Raw genomic sequence first — 17,043 nt, 5'->3', positions numbered from 1 at the left:
GCTGGTCGAAAACGGCACATGGCGCTCCCGGACGGCAAGAAGGTTGCCGGACGGCACAACAGTCGAAGTCAGCCTGGGCGATACGCCCTCGGGGGAGGAAGACCATCCATGGTGCACGGCAACGTTCAGCGGCGCGACGCGAATCTCCGGCTGGGAGCCGCCGTGTCCGAGATCGAGGGGCTCTATACGGCCCTGCTGAAGACCACCTCCCCTGGACGGCGCCGACGGCTACAAGCCGAGCTGTCGCGTGCCGCCAAGCGGCTCGCGGGGCTGGCAGCCGCTCCCGGACCGGGGCGAGGAGCTTTGCCTGCGGCTCCGAGACGTTCACGCAGGGCACGCCGGAAGGCACTGGCCGAACGAGGCGCCGCGTGGATCATCGCGCGCTACGGACGGAACGCACGCTGAGGCCATGCCGGCCGACCACATGAGATCACTGACGCCGGGAATCGGGTCGCAGTCCGTTGATCGGGCACTCCGTGCCATCGGGCGCTGACCGGCACGTTGCCCGGGCCCACCCTGATACACATCCAGCTCGCATCCGGCGCGCCCTTGTCTTGCGCCGCCATGCGCTGGCCGACACAGCACAGAGCAGCATGATTCGCGGAGGAATGTCCGACTAGTCTGTTCCCAGGTGTCTCGGAAAGTCTGGTCGACATGGCCCGCCCGCAGTCACCGACCGGGAGACTCAATGCCGGAGCACTCGCCCGCCCCGCCACACGGACACCGCAGCCTCTGGGAGACCGCACGCGGCGCACTGCACCGACTGAGAGGGCGGACAGCCCGCACGGCCCGTGCCTCGGAGCACGTCATGGTCCGGCTGTCGGGCGAGATCACCGCGAAGAACGCAGAAAGTGTCAGCAAGGACCTGCTCGACGCCCTCGCGACGCATCCACGCGTTCTGGAGGTGGATCTCCAACGCGTCACCTACATGAACAGCGACGGAGGCCAGGCCTTCCTCTCCATGCTGCGCCAGGCACGACTCCATGGCACAAGGATCATCGTCACCCATACCAGCACCAACGCCAGCATTACGTTCCAGCGGCTCGGCCTGACCCAACTGCTCGACATCCACGAAGAGGGCGCACCCGAAAACGGCACACCAGATGGCCAGTCTCCGTGACGGCGCGGCCTTCCGCAGGACGAGCGCAAAAGGCATGCAGGTCGGTCGCTTGCCCCGCGACGCTGCCTGACGCCACCGCGACGCCTGACCACCGAACGCCAAGGCATAGATCGAAATTGCTCGTAATAGAGAAATGGCAGTGCCGTAACAATTCCGTCAGTACAGATACAGAATGGCACTGACCGCAGGCTCGGTCAGGTCCGGCGGGCACACTGCCCGGCATGAACGGATGGCCCGAGGGGTGGAGCGAGGACAGCGAGCCGGAAGGCGCTCGCGCGGTGTCTCAGGCGGGAAGACCACTGGGCGGTTACGCACCGCAGTCACAGCAGTTTTCCGGTGCGCCGCAGGGGCCGACTGCCGAGCCACCGCTGCCGCCTCAGCTGTCACCACGCAGGGCGGCGGCACACGGTGGCGTACCGCGGCAGGTGAGAGGTGACGGCAACGGTACGTACCGGGCGGGCCGCCCGGCGCGTCCGGACCGCCCGAGGAGCTGGCGCAAGCGGATCGGATACGGGCTGCTGGCGCTGGTGGTCGTTCTGATGGTCACGTCTGTGGGGACGTACTTCTGGGCGGACAGCAAGCTGACCCGAACGATCGACCTTGGCGCGCTGCCGAACCGTCCCCCGCAGGACACGGGCACCAACTATCTGATCGCGGGTTCCGACAATCGCGGCAACCTCACACACGCACAGCAGCAGGCGCTGCATGTCGGCAGCGACAACGAGGGGCAGTTCGGCAACAGCGACACGATGATGATCCTGCACGTGGGCTCGCACGGGGACACGTTGCTGAGCCTGCCGCGCGACAGCTATGTGACGATCCCGGCATTCACCGGGCAGACGGGCAAGCACTACCCGGCATCGAAGCACAAGCTGAACGTGGCGTTCTCGTGGGGCGGCGGGCAGTTGCTCGCGCAGACGGTCGAGTACAACACGGGCCTGCACATCGACCGCTACGCGGAGATCGGCTTCGGCGGGTTCGTGAACCTGGTGAACACGCTAGGCGGGGTGAACATGTGCCTGGACAAGCCGATCAAGGACAAGGACTCGGGCGCGGACTTCAAAGCGGGCTGCCAGGAGTTCAACGGGGCGCAGTCTCTGGCGTTCGTCAGGGAGCGGCACCAGGAGGCGAACCAGGACCTGGGCCGCGAGAAGCACCAACAGCAGTTCCTGCACGCGGTCGCTCAGCAGACGGCGACGCCGGGGACGTTGCTGAACCCGTTCAAGCTGTACCCCGCCCTTGGCGCGGGGCTGGAGACTCTGAGCGTCGACAAGAGCATGAGCCTGTGCGACCTGGCGAAGCTGGCGCTGGCCATGAAGGACGTCTCCGGCGGCCAGGGCACGTCGACGGTCGTCCCGGTCGCCAACCCCAGCTACCCGACAGCAGACGGCGATTCCCTCCTGTGGAACCAGACCCAAGCCAAGACCCTCTTCAGCAAGCTCCAAAACGATGATCCTGTGGCCGGCTAACGCGAAGCGTCGAACACCATCGTCGTCGCGCTGTACGCCGCCGGGCTCGTCCTGGCCCGCAAGCACCACGAACGGAACCTGCTCGGTAGGGATAGTCCTGGCGAGACCGGATACTTCCGCGTGCTGGCGTCCGCGAGAGGGAGCAGTGTGAGCTGAGGGCTTCGGGTGGCCTGTCCGGATTCTTGCCCGCCTGTAGTACCTTCCGCGGCCGCAGCCGTGCGCGCGTGATCCGCGGCCTGGTCACGTCGGTCACCCAGCGCCGCGTCGAGACCGTGGACCAGATGTTGGCCTGGCTGATCGTCACCGCCTACGTCCCGGTCGCGGTCGCCGGCGTCGCGCTCGACAAGGTGTTCCGTACAACGCTCGGGCAGCACGTTCCGACCGCGATCTTCTTCGCCCTCAACGGCATCGCGCTTTTCGTCACCGAGCAGCTGCGGCGCGGCGGAACCGCGCGCAGGCGGGCCGTGGCCGTGGCCGCGCGCGGGGAGGAACAGCTGTCGGCGGAGGAACAGTCGGACCTGCGGATCACCCGGCTGACCATGCGCCAGGCCGTGACCATCGGCGCCGCCCAGATCATCGCTCTCCTCCCCGGCATCAGCCGCACCGGCTCCACCATCAGCGCGGGCATCTTCAAGGGCCTGAACCACGAGGACTCCGCCCGCTGCGCGCTCCTCCACGCCGCGCCGGTCATCGGCGGCGCCGCCCTGCTCAAGCTGCCGCCGCTGCTCGGCGCTCTTGGCAACGGCCTACGCGGCCCGCTCCTAGCGGGCAGCGTCGCCGCCTTCGTGGCCGCCTACCTCGCGCCCCGCTACCTGGCCCGGCACTTCGAGCACCGCGCCCTGATCCCCTTCGCGATCTGCTGCTCGGTTGTGGGCCTGGGCAGCCTCGCCTACTTCGCCGTTGCGTAAGGGGCGTCCGTCCCAAGCAGGGACGAGGGCTGGTTCATGCCGGCGTGGGGGCGCTGCCACGCGGGGCGGGGGGGCACGCATTCTTCCTCGGGCGGAGGGGCCGGTGCTTTCGTCCTCGGGCGAAGGGCCGGCGCGTTCGCTTCCGAGCGACGTCCCGGTCCTCCGCAGTATCCCTGATGGCTCGGTGCAGCCAAGGGGGGTTGTCTGACCGCTCGTCGTGGCTCAGGTGGCGTCGGGATCGTAGGCGTGCGCGGGGGCCTGATCCGGCGAGGCCGCTCGGCTCGCCCCGCTCCCGGTCCGACCGGTCGGCTCGGTTCGCGCGGCCCGCTGGGTCGACTCACTCGGCTCGCCGTTCACCGCGTCGGCCAGCTCGGCCAGCTCCGCCCTCGGATCCAGGGCGGAGCGAATCTCCTCGATCCCGAGGCCGTCGCCGTCGAGGAGGTGCTTGCGCACGAACGTCTTCGGGTGCAGGTCCGCCAGCTCCAGGTCCTTGAACTCCGGGCCCAGTTCCGAGCGGACGTCCTCCTTGGCTGCCTCGGAGAACGCGCGGACCTTGCGAAGGAACCCGGTCACCTTCTGTATGACCTCGGGCAGCTTGTCGGGACCGAAGAGCAGGATGATCATGATCCCCAGGACAAGCAGGTCCAGCGGACTCACGTCGAACAACATCGGTGTCTCCACTCTGTCCCCGAAGGGATGCCGGGCTCACGGCCGTACGAACTGGGTCTCGGCGGCGCTGACGTCGGCGGCCGGCTGCGGCGGGGGACGGCGGGCCGTGTCGCTGACCTTGAGCAGGACGGCGACCAGCAGCCAGTTGGCGACCATCGACGAGCCGCCCTGGGCGAGGAACGGCAGGGCCTTGCCGGTGAGCGGGATGAGCCCGGTGACGCCGCCCACGACGACGAAGACCTGGAGGACGAGCGCCGAGGCCAGGCCGCCGGCGAGCAGCTTGCCGAACGGGTCGGTGACGGTCAGGGCCGTGCGCAGGCCGCGCTCGGCGAGCAGGGCGTAGAGCAGGATGACGAGCGTCACCCCGGTGAGGCCGAGTTCCTCGCCGACCGTGGTCAGGATGAAGTCGCTGCGCCCGGCGAAGCCGATGAGCTCAGGGTGGCCCTCGCCGAGGCCGGTGCCGAGCATGCCGCCCGAGCCGAAGCTGAACAGGGCCTGGGCGGCCTGGTCCGAGACCAGTCCGGCCGGGCGCTGGTCGGGCGGCAGGAAGATGTCCATGGGGTGCAGCCAGGCGACGACCCGGCCGTGGACGTGCGGTTCGAAGGAGCCGACGACGAAGGCGCCGACGGCGAACATGACGACGCCGAACACCACCCAGCTGGTCCGCTCGGTGGCGACGTACAGCATGATCACGAACAGGCCGAAGAAGATCAGCGAGGTGCCGAGGTCCCGCTCGAAGACCAGGACGAGCAGGCTGAGCATCCACACGGCCGCGACCGGGCCGAGCTGGCGCCCGCGCGGCAGGTACATGCCCATCAGCCGCCGTCCGGCGAGCGCGAGGGCGTCCCTGCGCATCGTCAGGTACCCGGCGAAGAACACCACGATGACGATCTTCACGAACTCGCCGGGCTGGAAGGACAGCGGCCCGATGAAGATCCACCGCTTGGCGCCGTAGACGTCGCCGGGATAGAACGCGGGCGCCATCAGCAGGACCATGCCCACGGCGATCGTGACGTACGGATAGCGCTGGAGCCTGCGGTGGTCCTTGAGCAGCGCCACGACCCCGGCGAACACCGCCACCGCGATGCCGCACCACATCAGCTGCCCGGACGCCGCGGGCGGCGCGTGGTGGGAGTGGGTCGAGTAGGCGATGTCGAGACGGTGGATCAGGACGAGCCCCAGGCCGGTGAGCAGGGTGGCCAGCGGCAGGATCAGCGGATCGGCGTGCGGCGCGAACCGGCGTACGGCGACGTGGCACACCAGGGGCAGTGCGGCCGCGGCCACGCACGTCAGCGCCATGTCGGGCGGCAGCTTCCCGGTGAGCGCGAGGGCCGTCTCGGCGTAGCCGAACACGCATATGAGTAGGGCGCCGAGCAGGAGGGCCAGCTCCAGCCCCCGGTCGCCCAGCCGCCCTGACCGGCTCGGCCGCACGGCCAGTTTCGCCGGCCCACGCCGACCAGTCATGCCTTCCCCCTTGATCGGGTCCGCCGCCCCGCATTCCCGCTCCGGGGCCCGGCGATTAGAGTTATATAGTTGCGCAATAACGCAACTGAACTGTAGCCGAGGGCGGGTAAGAGGAGAGTCGACGTGGCGGCACGCGGGAGGGGACGCCGCAAGGCGTGGGCGGTGGCGACCGGTCCCACACCGCACCTGATCCCGGGCGGACCGGGACGCTGGCGGTGGCACTGGGCTGAGCCTGCACGGATCATTGGACCTTGACGGACTGGAGGAGTCCCACGGCCACCCACACGGCGAACATGGACGAGCCGCCGTAGGAGACGAACGGCAGCGGGATGCCGGCCACCGGCATGACGCCGAGGGCCATGCCGATGTTCTCGAAGGACTGGAACGAGAACCAGGCGACGATCCCGGCGGCGACGATCATGCTGTGCAGCTCGGTCGCCTCGCGCGCGATCCGGCAGGCCCGCCACAGGATGACCCCGATTAGGCCGATGATCAGGATGCCGCCGGCGAAGCCCAGCTCCTCGCCGGCGACCGTGAAGACGAAGTCGGTCTGCTGCTCGCACTTCCCCATGAGGCATCGGACGAGCTTCGTGCCCCTGCCTGCCACCGGGCAGCCGGTTACAGGCGCTGCGCGCTCAGGCTCCCGCACTACCAGAAAAGTTGCATACTTGCGTAATGCAGCAAGCATATGGCGAGAATGGGCCCGTGACCACCCATGACACCTCGAACCCGCAGCGCCCTGGCCCCGAGCACTGGACCGAGCTGCTGCACATCCGCATGGAACGGATCGAGGGCCTGCTCGCTCCGGCCGATCAGGTATCCGAGTCCGAGCGTCCCGCGTGGCAGCGGCGCACCCAGGGCGAGCAACGCTGGGCTGTGATGGCGGCGCTGCTGGTCGCCGTCTGGGTGCAGTGGGCGCTTCCTGCACGACTCAGCATCCACCCGCACTGGCTGCTGCCCGCCCTGGAGCTGGTCATGATGGCGGCGCTGTGGATAGCCCATCCGCACCGGCGGATCGAGCATCGCTCCCGTCTGCTGCGCGCACTGGGCGTGCTGCTGGCCGCCGCGGTCAGCCTGGCCAACGGCTGGTCGGCCGTCATCCTGGTACGCGACCTGCTGCACGGCACCGAGGGCTCCAACGCCGCGGCCCTGCTGACGACCGGCGGCGGCATCTGGCTAACCAACGTCATCGCCTTCAGCCTCTGGTACTGGGAGTGGGACCGGGGCGGCCCGGTGGCCCGCGCCCTGGGCACGCACCAGCACCCGGACTTCCTCTTCCCTCAGATGCAACAGGAGGGCATCGCGCCCGAGGACTGGGAGCCGCAGTACATGGACTACCTCTACGTCGCTCTCACCAACGCCACCGCCTTCAGCCCCACCGACACCATGCCGCTGTCCCGGTGGGCGAAACTGCTGATGGCGACACAGTCCACGATCTCGCTGCTGACCCTGGCGCTGATCATCTCGCGCGCGGTCGGGGTCCTGCAGTAACCCCGGGCAGAATGGGGCACACGCGAACACGGAAACGCCCGCCGCAGGATGTCCGACTCTGGAAAACACCCCCTCCGTAATTCTGAACGCCGACCGGGGCCACTAGGTCCGGTCGTCACACTCCCGCCGTCCGCCAGGAGGGCGGGCCTCGCGCCAGCCGCGGAGTGGCTGATGCGCGCCGTTGACGGCAGGGCCTAGCGCCCGCCGCCGGGCGGGACGGCGGGTGCTTTTGGTTGTGCGAGGCCTTCGGCGGGCAGGCCCTGCCACCAGGTGCCGGGCGGCAGGTGTTCGCCCTTCATCACCAGGGACAAGGCGCCGAACCGGACTCCGGCGCCGACGACGGCGTCGTAGAGCACCACCGAGCGCGGGCCGATGCTCGCGCCGGGCCCCACGGTCACGGTCGACATCTTCATGACGCGGTCCTCGAAGAGGTGGGTCTGCAAGGAGACGTCTTGGCCGATCGCGGCATCGTCACCCACTTCCACCAGGTCGAACTCCGTCAGATACGTCGTGCCGAGCCAGGTGCGCCGGCCGATGCGGGCGCCGAACAGGCGCAGCACCGGCGGCAGGAACGGGGTCCCCGCCAGCGCGTCCACACCGGCGGGCACCGCGGCCGCTTCGAAGAGACCGGTGCCGAACTCGGTCCGCCGGACGAACAGGCTCCACAGGGGTTCGACACGCGGCCGGTACCGTCCGGCGACCGCCCGCTTGGCCAGCGCGCAGCAGCCGGTAGTCGCCAGGAGCGTGCCGGTGGTGAGACAGGGGGCCAGCAGCAGCGTGACCGACGGGCCGGTGTGCCAGGCGAGGAAGGCCAGGGCCAGCAGACATCCGTAGGCGTCGGCGGCGAGCAGGGTCGCCGGCAGGGTGGCGCGGAAGAACTCGATGGCCAGGCGGCCGAGCACGGCCGCGCGGGTGGGCTCGAACGTCAGCCTCTCGGGGAAACACCCACTGGCCTGACGCACCGGCAGCCGCAGCGCAGGCGAGCCCAGCCAGGTGCTGTCCTCGGGCAGTCGGCCCGAGGACAGCAGGCTGCCGACGCCGACGAGCGAGCCGGGGCTGAGCCGGGTGCCGGCGGGCACCAGCGCCGCGTTGCCGACGAACGCGCGTGCCCCCACCTCGGTGGGCGCGAAAGCCATGCGGTCGGCTGCGAAGGAGGCAACGCCCACGCCGGCCATGTCGGCGACGAACCCGCCGTCGTGCAGGGTCAGCAGATCCGGGTCGATGTGCGCCACGGTCGACACCTCGGCGTGGCGGCCGACCCGGGCGCCGAGCAGCCGCAGCCAGGGGACGGTGTACAGGGTGGCGTACAGCGCGTTGGTGCGGACCAGGCTCTCCTCCAGCAGTTTGTCCGCGACCCACTTGCGCACCCCGAGGGCTGTCCGCGCGCGGTGGACACCCACCGGCGTCCTCGGCAGCACCGCCCGCTTCCCGACGGCGACCAGCAGGCACACCGTGGCCACGAAGACGGGGCCGGACAGCAGGACCGCGGCTGCCGTCACACCCGTACCGCCGTGGGCCCTCGTCCACCAGATCAGGGCGGCTGCGGGCACGGTCGCGGCGACCGGCACCGCTTCCAGCGCCAGCAGGCCGAGCAGGGCGCCCACCAGGTGCCGGGGCCCTCAGCGGTCGGCCGGGCCCGGTGTCGCCAGCATCGACTCCACGACCGGCGCGAGTGCCTCGACCGGCCGCGCGGGCAATCCGGCGCGGCGGCCTCCGGAGGCGATTACCTCGTCCGCGCCGGCCACGGACTGCTCGCCGAGTCCGGCCCCGGCCCCCAGCTCGGCCCCGGGCTCGCAGACGGCGTTCGCGCCGACGTACGCCCGTGCCCCGATGCTGATCGGAGCGATCGTGACCCACCCGTCGGCGACCTGCCAGGGGCGCAGGCAGGCGCCGTAGCCGATCGCCGCGTCGGGGCCGATGCGCAGCAGCGCGGGCAGGCCGATCATGCTGGTCACGACGGTGGTGCGCGGCCCGACCCGGGCGCCGAGAAGCCGCAGATACGGGCCCATCAGCGCGGACCCGCTGAGCACGCGCATCGGGCTCAGCCCGAGCAGCAGCACGTCGAGCGCCCACAGACGCAGGTAGGTGACCCCCCACAACGGGTACCGGCCGGGCCTGATCCCGTGCGCCAGCGGCCGGGCGAGCAGGACGGGGGCGATCCAGCGCACGGCCAGGTAGCCAGCCAGCGCTGCGAGCGCCGACACCAGGGCGCTTCCGCCCGGCAACCGGCCGAGGTGCGCGGCGTATACCCGCGCGTCCCACGCCCCGAACGGCGGCCGGAACAGCGTCGGCCGCCGCCCGGTGACGGAGACGATCTGCCGTGCGCCGGTGCCGATCTCGTACTCGATCCGGGCGAGCGGGAGACGGGTGAGATGCGGATGGGTGACGGTGTGCTCGCCGATCGCGTCGCCGGCGCGGTACTCCCTGAGAACGTCCGCCCGGTAGCGCTGCGCGTGCGGCCCGATGAGGAAGAACGTGGCCGGAGGATGGTCGCTGCGGCACAGGACGCCTCGCTGGCGCGGAAGGTGCCGGACCTGCACTACGCGGTGACGGAGTGGATCAGGCTGCTGCCGGCCGGCTACCCGGCGGGATCGCGGCGCCTGGACGAGCTCGCTGGCCGGCTGCGGATGCTCATCGCGCGCCGGATCGCGCACCCGGACCGGCCCGTCGCCGGGCATCTGGCCGGCTGGGTACAGGCCGCCGTCAATCTGCGCCGCGGCCGGGGCGAGGACGTCGACAGCGCAGCCCTGCGGCCCGGTAGGTCCACCTGGTCGTGCCCGTGCCCGAGGTCCGAAGCAGGTCGAAGGCGACGAAGTGCACCGGCCACTGCTCGACCAGCCGGGTCGCGCCCTCGCCGCGGCGTTGCAAGCGGCCCTGCAACCGCTCGAACGCGAGGCGCCCAGCGGCATCCCATACGACCAGCTCCCCGTCGAGGGCCGTCGCATCGGGGAGCTGCGCGGCGCCGGAGCGCAGCTCGGGGACGGAGGGTTCGAGGTCGGTTCCCTTGCGGGAGCGCAGCACCAGGCGGTGAGCGTCCCACGCCAGGAGTGCCCGCCAGCCGTCCCACTTCTGTTATGCGCTGTTGAGCTGTCCGCGAGCTATGGTCCAGCGCCACGTCGGTCACGGGATGGGGGGTGCAGTTCAGTCGCCGGGATATGGCGCAGTGCAGGTTGAGGGGTGTTGTCGGGTTCGCTGGGTGGGTTGTCGAGCAGGTGCGCGGTGTTCAGTTCGGTGAGAGCGAGCCGGAGGACAGTGGTGTCGGCCGTGGGGTGGGCGCGGGTGGCGGCGGTGGTGAGGTCGGTGAGGGTGCGGTGGCCGTCGGCGAGGTGGAAGACGGTGGCGCACAGCGGGCTCAGGAGGTGCCCCTGTTCGGCGTGTTCGTCGTAGACGGCCAGGCGGCCGTCGGTGGTCTCCTTGACGCGCAGCCCGTCGCGGCGGGCCCGGGGGAGGCTCATCGGGGGCACTCCTTTCGGTGCCTGGGCACAGGTGTCGGGTGCGGTTCACAGGGTGAACTGGTCGCGAAGATCCTCTGCTACCAGTTCGGTCTGGTTGGTCTGGGCGGCGATGACCGGGACGGTGCGGTAAATGTCAGGGCGGTTCCATTGCGCCAGGTACTGGTCCAGTGCGGTGTGGCGGTGGATCCAGGCGGTCATGCCTTCGACGGTGTCGGGGAGTTCGTCGAGCAGGTGGGCGAAGACGCTGTGGTGGTAGGCGATGGCGTGGGTGGTGGTGATGCCGGTGACGGTTTCGAGGTGGTGGCAGCCCTCGGCGCGCGGGAAGGTCCGTCCCCAGTCGGCGCCGCCGAGGTAGAGCAGTGACCAGGGCCGGCCGTCGAGTTCGGCCAACGCGCGGCGCAGTACCCAGGTCGCGCCGGGCAGGAAGAGGGCGTCGTCCTCCAGGACGAGCAGGGACTGCAGGCCGTCGGCGTGGGCCTGCTCGATGGCTCGGCGATGGGAGAGCGCGCAGCCGATGTGGTGGTTGCCCGACGTGGCGGTGGCCGACTGTCGGTGGATGCGTTCGGGACGGAGGCCGAGCGTGCTCAGGCGTTGTTGCATGGCCTGCCAGCGGTCGGTGCGTTCGTCGAGGTTGATACAGGTGATGGCGTCGAAGGCGGTGAAGGGATTGCGCTTTTCGGCCTGGTAGTCGGCCACGGCCTGGCGGACGGCTTTTTCGCCCAGGACAGCGGTGAAGTGGTCGATGGCCTCGTCGGGGCTCTGGCCCAGTTCGTCGTAGCCGATGAGGTAGTTGAACAAACGCTGGTACCAGGTCGTGGCGCTCCGGTTGCGGCGGGGTCCGTCGAAACGGTGGGTCCAGCGCAGGGCGGGCAGGCACTGCACAGTGTGGCCGGCTCGGCGGAACTTCTCGTGCAGGTGGCCCTCCTCGCCGCCGTGGCCGGCGAAGGACGGGTTGAGGCCGGGCCACGCCTTGGTCCGGCAGGCGAACAGGCCCAGCCCCTGCATGCCGATCTCAAAGGGCGAGGCGCCGGGGTCGGTTCCGCGTGGGTCGGTGTCCCAGGCTCCGTACATGAGCTGCTGCCAGCGGGGTTCCCAGTGAGTGGACACCTTGAGCCCGTCCGTGGATACCAGCGGACCCTGGAGCAGGTCGCCGCTGTCGGGGTGGGCGTCGATGTAGTCCAGAAGGGCGGCGAGGGCTCCGGGGTGCAGTTGGACGTGGGAGTCCAGGCACAGGACCCAGTCCGAGGCGGCCTCGCGGAAGACCCGGTCGCGAGCCGCGGTGCTCACGCGGCGGTCGTAAGGGACGTAGCGCAGCTGGGGGATGTCCAGTTCCAGGCGCTTCAGCGCCCAGGCGTGCGCTCCGGAGGGGTGGTTGTCGATGACGAGGATGCTGACCTGGTCCATCACCTCGGCGTGGTAGAGCAGCAGGCTCGTCACGGTGAAGTACACGCCGTCGTAGTCGTCGTACGTGGCCATGCCCACCGTGAGGGTGCGTGATTCCTGATCCGGTCCGGGTTCCGGGCGCAGCCGGAAACGGTCGTCGGAGGCGGCCACCAGCTCCCGCAGGGCCGCCATTCCTGCCTCGTCCGCCGTCGCGGACGTCGCGTCGGACGGCTGCGCTGCTGTCATTCCTGCCTCGCTCACTGGGACTGTGGTACAGGTCCTCGGCCCGGCCGCGGAGGACCGTTGCGGCCTGCTCACCGGTTCGGCTCGCGGTGCTGGGTGAGTCCTCGCAGGCGGTTGACCTCGGTGGTGAGTTCGTCGATGCGTCGGTTCAGGGCCTGGATGCAGACCAGGGCGATGCCGTTGGCGTCGACGAGTGGGATCACACGAGTGTTCTCGTGGTGGAAGTCGAAAGCGGCATGCCAGTCCTGGGCCATCGGCCCGATGTGGCGCACCTGTTCGGGCTCCCACAGGTAGCGCCACGTGCTGATGGGCAGGGCAGTGACCGTCTCCAGTACCTGGTAGCCGTTGACCGCCCCGGCCGGGGCGACCGCGGCGCTGTCCGCGGTGGCGGTGCGCTCAGGGGCCGTCCGGTCCGCCGTCCCGGAACGTCGGAACAGGCGCACGCTCAGCGGCTCGAGTCGACCGGGACCACGGCGCACTTGAGTCGACGGTCACTGGGGGGCGTGGTAGCGCAGTCCGTGCCGATGGTGATCGGCGCGTGCGCTGAGGTCGCGATGTGGACGCCGTCGCCGACCAGGACGGCATCGTAGCCGTTCAGCAGCTCCTGGATGGTGCCGGGGCCGAGATTCTCCGAGGCGGTGATGCCGGCGATGCCGTTGTAGTTGGTGTAGGCCGAGCCCAGCAGGCGGCCACCGGAGGTGTAGAAACGGATGAGCGCGCCCACCAGGGGCCGCCCGGTGACCATGTCGGTGGCCGTGGCCGTGATGTTCTCCAGCTGCATATCCGTGACGTTCAGCGTCCCCTGGCTCGCGCTCAGGCCGACGGGCTTCAGGCTGGGGCAGTCGGTCTCGCCGCAGATGGGCGGCTGAGCCATGGCGGGCGTGGCGGATGCGACGATGGTGCCGAGCGACAACGTGCTCACCGCAACGGCCGCGAGCTGGGCAACTCTGTTTCCTGAGAGCTTCATGTTCTCTCCCCGGGTGTCTCATGGGCGGACTGGTCGGAGGTGCATCTCACCCGAACAGCCCACCACCCGCATCCGACAATCGGGCCATAGGGGACGCCGGTCGCATCTTTCGCCCCATCGGGTGAACACTCCGATCGGGGACGCGTTCGGACTCCGGACCCCTGACCGAGAGGCAAGACTCTCTGCTCAGTGCTACGAAGATCCGTCCTGATCGACCGGCCGATCTCCAGCATCGCCCCGGAGAGGCCTGGGGTGCAGCTTCACCCTGTCCGGCATGACCACACCACCGACGTGGCTGGGGGCACCTTGTGGGCGTCGCTAACGGAACCGGCCACGGACTACGAGCAGACGGCCGAAATCGTTGGCATTGTGGAGGTGGGTTCTGGCGGACAACGGGCGGCGAAAGATCCTGTCCATAACTTCGGCTCCGCCGACCAGTTCTGGGGCAGGACCGGGCTCCTCCCGCGCGATCACCCGCCGGTCCAGCTCGATCTCCGCGGTCTCCAACGCCCCGGCCAGCCGCGCGACTTCCTCCCGCAGCCCTTCCACCCGCACACGGGCAGTCGCCTCCCGCTCCTCCAGCATTCCCAGCACCAACGCCACCGCGGACCCCTCGGCCATCAAGCGGACACAAGACGCCGCATCCTTGCCTCGCTCCGAGCGGGACAATGCCTGACCAGCAGAAATCAAACGATCACGTTCGGTTGAGAGACGGCTTTTCAGCCTGTCTTCCTCGCAGGGGGTGTACCAGTCGGTGTGGGCACGCTGGTCGGGCTGGGGACTTCGGCAGGAGCACCGGATGGCTCGCCCCGGTAACACGACCGGTCGCTCTTGTCCGAGGGATTCGCCGGCCAGTCTTTCCGGATGGGCAGGAAGTAGCCGGGGTGGGCCTTGATCTGCGCGACGCCTCTGGCCCTCAGAGTGAGACACCAGTGAACCGTCAGCGGTCGAGAGTCCGTCGCCCGACGCACTGTCAGGGTTGCGCGGTAGGTGCCCGGCGCGAACAACCAGTTGTCCGCCCGGAAGTCCATGATGGACACCGACGGCTTGTCCCTGGTCACCAGGAACGGCGAGGCGTCGTTCTCCTCGACGAAGCCGTACTGGCCCGTGGTCACGTCCCCCTGCCAGTGCCCGCTTGCATACCACAGGAAGTCGGCCTGGGCGCCGGGCGACTTTGCAGCCCCCTCGCGCCGCATCTGCATGGCGAGCCCGGTGACCGTCTCCGCCCGCTGGGTCTCACCCAGGACGGCGATGACCGGCTGCATGAGGATCTTCGAGTAGGTGCCCTTGCTGTCGACAGCGAGGCGGATCATGTCCGGCATCACCACGGTGATGCCCGGGGCGGAACGCACGGCGATGAAGCTGTACACGGAGATGACCAGGGCGGTCAGAGAAGCCACCAGCGGCACCCACGTGCCGGCCGTCTCCGCGTACTTCTTGCCTCCGCGCCTTACGCGTGGTCCGGCCTCCTCAGCCCGTGACCGGGGGCCCTGTGCGTCCTGCTCGTCCGACACCGAGACCTCCCGCCCACGCTCGCCGACCAGGACAGCCAAAGGGTTTAACGCCGCTGACCCAACCCTGCTCGATGGGGCCAAACGTGGGCGCGGCGAGCAGGGCGTGGCAGCGTGACGTGATCACGAACTGACTCGTAGCGTGGCCTTCGCGGGCTACGGGTGCTGAGTGCATGCCAGTCAGGGCGTGGGTGGGACGGCGCGGGCCAAAGGTTCCAGGTCTCCGTACAGGGCGGCATGGAGTGCGGCGGCGAGTTCGCGGGCTCGTTCTTCGCTCTGAACGCCGTGCATCATGAAGTAGATCGGTCCCGTGTAGGCATCCAGGTCGACCTCGCGGTTTTGGACCAGGCGAGTGATCGCGGCCCGGACCGCCTCGTTGAGGTCGCCGGTGACAGCATGGTGGGAGCCAGCGGTGAGCGTGTCCGCCTTCACGATCCACCGTCGGCGTCTTTCGAATTCGATGGCGACGAACACAACGTTGTGCGCCATGGCATTGCGGTAGACGTCGTGGAAGGCGTCAGTGCCGGTGGCATCGGGGATCAGGTGGGCGGGGCAGGGAACCGGCAGCGGCTGCACCAGGGCATTGTGCCAAGAGGTGAGATCCATTGGCATCCGGGACACGATGGAGCGATTGAACCGCCCCTACTCGAATAGAGACTCCGGACTGCGACTGGATGTTGGGCACGACACGGCGAACGGCCATCGGCGACTCCGACAAGAAGGAAGGTGCCTCTGTCTCCCCAGGACTGCGGCACGTCCACTGCCGTACACACTCTCGATATGCCCCCTAACTCCGTTTGCCGTGCAGCGACATGATTTCGCCACATATCTCAAGCTGCGTCACCCCCTGCTGTTTCTTGGGGACGATGTGATGTGCTGACGTGCGTTCCCAATCTTCGGTGCAGGGGTGACGATGGCTGAACTGTCCCGGCGCAGGCTCCTCGGCTCCGCACTGGGCGTCGGTGGGCTCGCCGCTGCCGCGTCCTTGCTGCCGCCCAACCTGCAACGGGCCATGGCCGGCACGGCGCGGCGGCCGGGATCGCTCCACGACATCAAACACGTCGTGATCCTGATGCAGGAGAACCGATCATTCGACCACTATTTCGGCACCATGCGTGGGGTGCGAGGTTTCGACGACCCGGACGCGGCCGTCCTTTCGACCGGTAGACCGGTGTTCTACCAGCCAGACCCGGAAAACCCGGACGGCTACCTTCTCCCGTTCCACCTCGACACCAGGACCACCAGCTCCCAGGCCATCCCGTCCACCAGCCACGCCTGGTCGGTGCAGCACGAGGCCTGGAACCACGGCCAGATGGACAACTGGGTGCCAGCGCATCGCCAGGCGGACGGCGAAGCCAACGGCCCGTTCACCATGGGCTACTACGAGCGCGCCGACATCCCCTTCCAGTTCGCGCTCGCCGAGTCCTTCACCATCTGCGACGCCTACCACTGCTCGCTGCTCGGCCCTACCTGGCCCAACCGGCTCTACCACTGGACCGGCACGATCGACCCGAACGGCCTGGCCGGCGGGCCGGTCATCAGCAACGTCATCCCCGAGCCGTTCCGCTGGACCACCTACCCGGAGCGGCTCACCAAGGCGGGCGTGTCCTGGCATGTCTACCAGGAGGAGGACGATTACGGCTGCAACCCGCTGGAGTTCTTCCAGCAGTACCAGGACGCCGAGCGGGGCGACCCTCTGTACGAGCACGGCCTGACCATCGGCACCGCCGACCAGTTCGCCCGCGATGCCCTGGCCGGACGGCTGCCTACCGTGTCGTGGATCATCCCGACCGCCGCGCAGTGCGAGCACCCCGACTACCTGCCGGCCTCCGGTGCCGACTTCGTTGCCCGGCAACTGGACGCGGTCGCGGCCAATGCCGAGCTGTGGCGCAAGACCGTCTTCATCCTCAACTACGACGAGAACGACGGCCTGTTCGACCACGTCATCCCGCCGGTCCCGCCGGCCGGGACACCCGACGAGTTCGTCGACGGCGTGCCGATCGGCGCGGGGATCCGGGTGCCGTGCATCATCGTCTCGCCGTGGACGCAGGGCGGCTTCGTGTGCAGCGAGCCCTTTGATCACACCTCCGTGCTGCGGTTCCTGGAGCGGGTCACGGAAGTGCGCGAGGAGAACATCAGTCAGTGGCGCCGCCGTACGTTCGGCGACCTGACCTCGGCGCTCGGCTTCCCCGGCGAGCGTTTCTTCCCGCACCTGCCGCCCACCAAGGGCCAGTTGTGGACGGCGGAGCACGAGGTGGGGACCCTGCCGCGGGCCACGTTCCCCGGAGCGGACCAGACCCTGCCCCACCAGGAGACCACCGGTCCCGAGCCCACTCCGGCCGGCCCCGCCGTGACCGCGCGCG

At 69.3% G+C, this 17,043-nt stretch carries 16 protein-coding genes and 2 pseudogenes; 5 read left to right on the top strand and 13 right to left on the bottom strand.

The features are described 5' to 3' along the window. Nucleotides 1-754 precede the first annotated feature (754 nt). From GQF42_RS00260 to GQF42_RS00250, 3 genes are all read left to right on the top strand, one after another. A complete protein-coding gene (locus GQF42_RS00260; RefSeq protein ID WP_325100406.1) occupies nucleotides 755-1,120 on the top strand; it encodes an STAS domain-containing protein in 366 nt (121 codons plus the stop codon). A gap of 221 nt (nucleotides 1,121-1,341) precedes the next feature. Then, nucleotides 1,342-2,589, top strand: coding sequence for an LCP family protein (locus GQF42_RS00255; RefSeq protein WP_158916646.1), 1,248 nt, complete (start codon nucleotides 1,342-1,344; stop codon nucleotides 2,587-2,589). 224 nt (nucleotides 2,590-2,813) lie between these two features. Next, a complete protein-coding gene (locus GQF42_RS00250; protein ID WP_233273135.1) occupies nucleotides 2,814-3,497 on the top strand; it encodes an undecaprenyl-diphosphate phosphatase in 684 nt (227 codons plus the stop codon). 222 nt (nucleotides 3,498-3,719) lie between these two features. Here GQF42_RS00250 and GQF42_RS00245 read toward each other — a convergent pair whose 3' ends face one another. The 3 genes and pseudogenes from GQF42_RS00245 to GQF42_RS00235 all read right to left on the bottom strand — a co-directional run. Further along, nucleotides 3,720-4,166: a sec-independent translocase gene (locus tag GQF42_RS00245; protein WP_158916644.1), complete on the bottom strand. Its 447-nt coding sequence runs from the start codon at nucleotides 4,164-4,166 to the stop codon at nucleotides 3,720-3,722. Nucleotides 4,167-4,202: 36 nt separating this feature from the next. Next, nucleotides 4,203-5,630, bottom strand: a complete 1,428-nt coding sequence (locus GQF42_RS00240; protein ID WP_158916642.1) for an FtsW/RodA/SpoVE family cell cycle protein — start codon at nucleotides 5,628-5,630, stop codon at nucleotides 4,203-4,205. A gap of 241 nt (nucleotides 5,631-5,871) precedes the next feature. After that, nucleotides 5,872-6,189: pseudogene (locus GQF42_RS00235) on the bottom strand (FtsW/RodA/SpoVE family cell cycle protein); the annotation flags it as partial. A 146-nt stretch (nucleotides 6,190-6,335) separates the two neighbouring features. On the opposite strand from GQF42_RS00235, the gene GQF42_RS00230 reads away from it, so the two are divergent. Beyond that, nucleotides 6,336-7,121, top strand: a complete 786-nt coding sequence (locus tag GQF42_RS00230) for a DUF1345 domain-containing protein (RefSeq protein WP_079173615.1) — start codon at nucleotides 6,336-6,338, stop codon at nucleotides 7,119-7,121. A gap of 194 nt (nucleotides 7,122-7,315) precedes the next feature. On the opposite strand, the gene GQF42_RS00225 is transcribed toward GQF42_RS00230, so the two are convergent. From GQF42_RS00225 to GQF42_RS00185, 10 genes are all read right to left on the bottom strand, one after another. After that, nucleotides 7,316-8,725, bottom strand: coding sequence for a hypothetical protein (locus GQF42_RS00225; protein WP_233273134.1), 1,410 nt, complete (start codon nucleotides 8,723-8,725; stop codon nucleotides 7,316-7,318). A 15-nt stretch (nucleotides 8,726-8,740) separates the two neighbouring features. Continuing rightward, a complete protein-coding gene (locus GQF42_RS45310) occupies nucleotides 8,741-9,661 on the bottom strand; it encodes a polysaccharide deacetylase family protein (protein ID WP_233273133.1) in 921 nt (306 codons plus the stop codon). Between the two features lie 163 nt (nucleotides 9,662-9,824). Beyond that, a complete protein-coding gene (locus tag GQF42_RS00220; RefSeq protein ID WP_233273132.1) occupies nucleotides 9,825-10,142 on the bottom strand; it encodes an ATP-dependent DNA ligase in 318 nt (105 codons plus the stop codon). A gap of 77 nt (nucleotides 10,143-10,219) precedes the next feature. Then, the gene (locus tag GQF42_RS00215; protein ID WP_158916638.1) at nucleotides 10,220-10,576 is read right to left on the bottom strand and encodes a hypothetical protein; all 357 of its coding nucleotides are present in this window, start codon (nucleotides 10,574-10,576) and stop codon (nucleotides 10,220-10,222) included. A 45-nt stretch (nucleotides 10,577-10,621) separates the two neighbouring features. After that, nucleotides 10,622-12,205 (bottom strand): glycosyltransferase, encoded by a 1,584-nt coding sequence (locus GQF42_RS00210; protein ID WP_158916636.1) that lies wholly within the window; start codon nucleotides 12,203-12,205, stop codon nucleotides 10,622-10,624. Between the two features lie 68 nt (nucleotides 12,206-12,273). Further along, nucleotides 12,274-12,645 carry a tail fiber domain-containing protein gene (locus GQF42_RS00205; RefSeq protein WP_158916634.1) on the bottom strand — a complete coding sequence of 124 codons (372 nt, stop codon included), beginning with the start codon at nucleotides 12,643-12,645 and terminating at the stop codon, nucleotides 12,274-12,276. A 2-nt stretch (nucleotides 12,646-12,647) separates the two neighbouring features. Beyond that, a complete protein-coding gene (locus tag GQF42_RS00200; RefSeq protein ID WP_158916632.1) occupies nucleotides 12,648-13,169 on the bottom strand; it encodes a hypothetical protein in 522 nt (173 codons plus the stop codon). Between the two features lie 318 nt (nucleotides 13,170-13,487). Further along, on the bottom strand, nucleotides 13,488-13,772 hold the full coding sequence (locus tag GQF42_RS00195) for a hypothetical protein (RefSeq protein WP_199273164.1): 285 nt from the start codon (nucleotides 13,770-13,772) through the stop codon (nucleotides 13,488-13,490). Nucleotides 13,773-13,888: 116 nt separating this feature from the next. Then, nucleotides 13,889-14,569, bottom strand: coding sequence for a hypothetical protein (locus GQF42_RS00190; protein WP_158916628.1), 681 nt, complete (start codon nucleotides 14,567-14,569; stop codon nucleotides 13,889-13,891). Between the two features lie 291 nt (nucleotides 14,570-14,860). After that, nucleotides 14,861-15,256, bottom strand: a complete 396-nt coding sequence (locus GQF42_RS00185) for a hypothetical protein (protein WP_158916626.1) — start codon at nucleotides 15,254-15,256, stop codon at nucleotides 14,861-14,863. Between the two features lie 337 nt (nucleotides 15,257-15,593). Here GQF42_RS00185 and GQF42_RS45305 point away from each other — a divergent pair. Continuing rightward, nucleotides 15,594-16,994: pseudogene (locus GQF42_RS45305) on the top strand (alkaline phosphatase family protein); the annotation flags it as partial. Nucleotides 16,995-17,043: the final 49 nt, after the last annotated feature.

Source organism: Streptomyces broussonetiae (genome assembly GCF_009796285.1).
Classification (GTDB): Bacteria; Actinomycetota; Actinomycetes; order Streptomycetales; family Streptomycetaceae; genus Streptomyces; species Streptomyces broussonetiae.
Note: the sequence above shows the minus strand (reverse complement) of the source record. Positions and strands in the feature narration are given on the sequence as shown.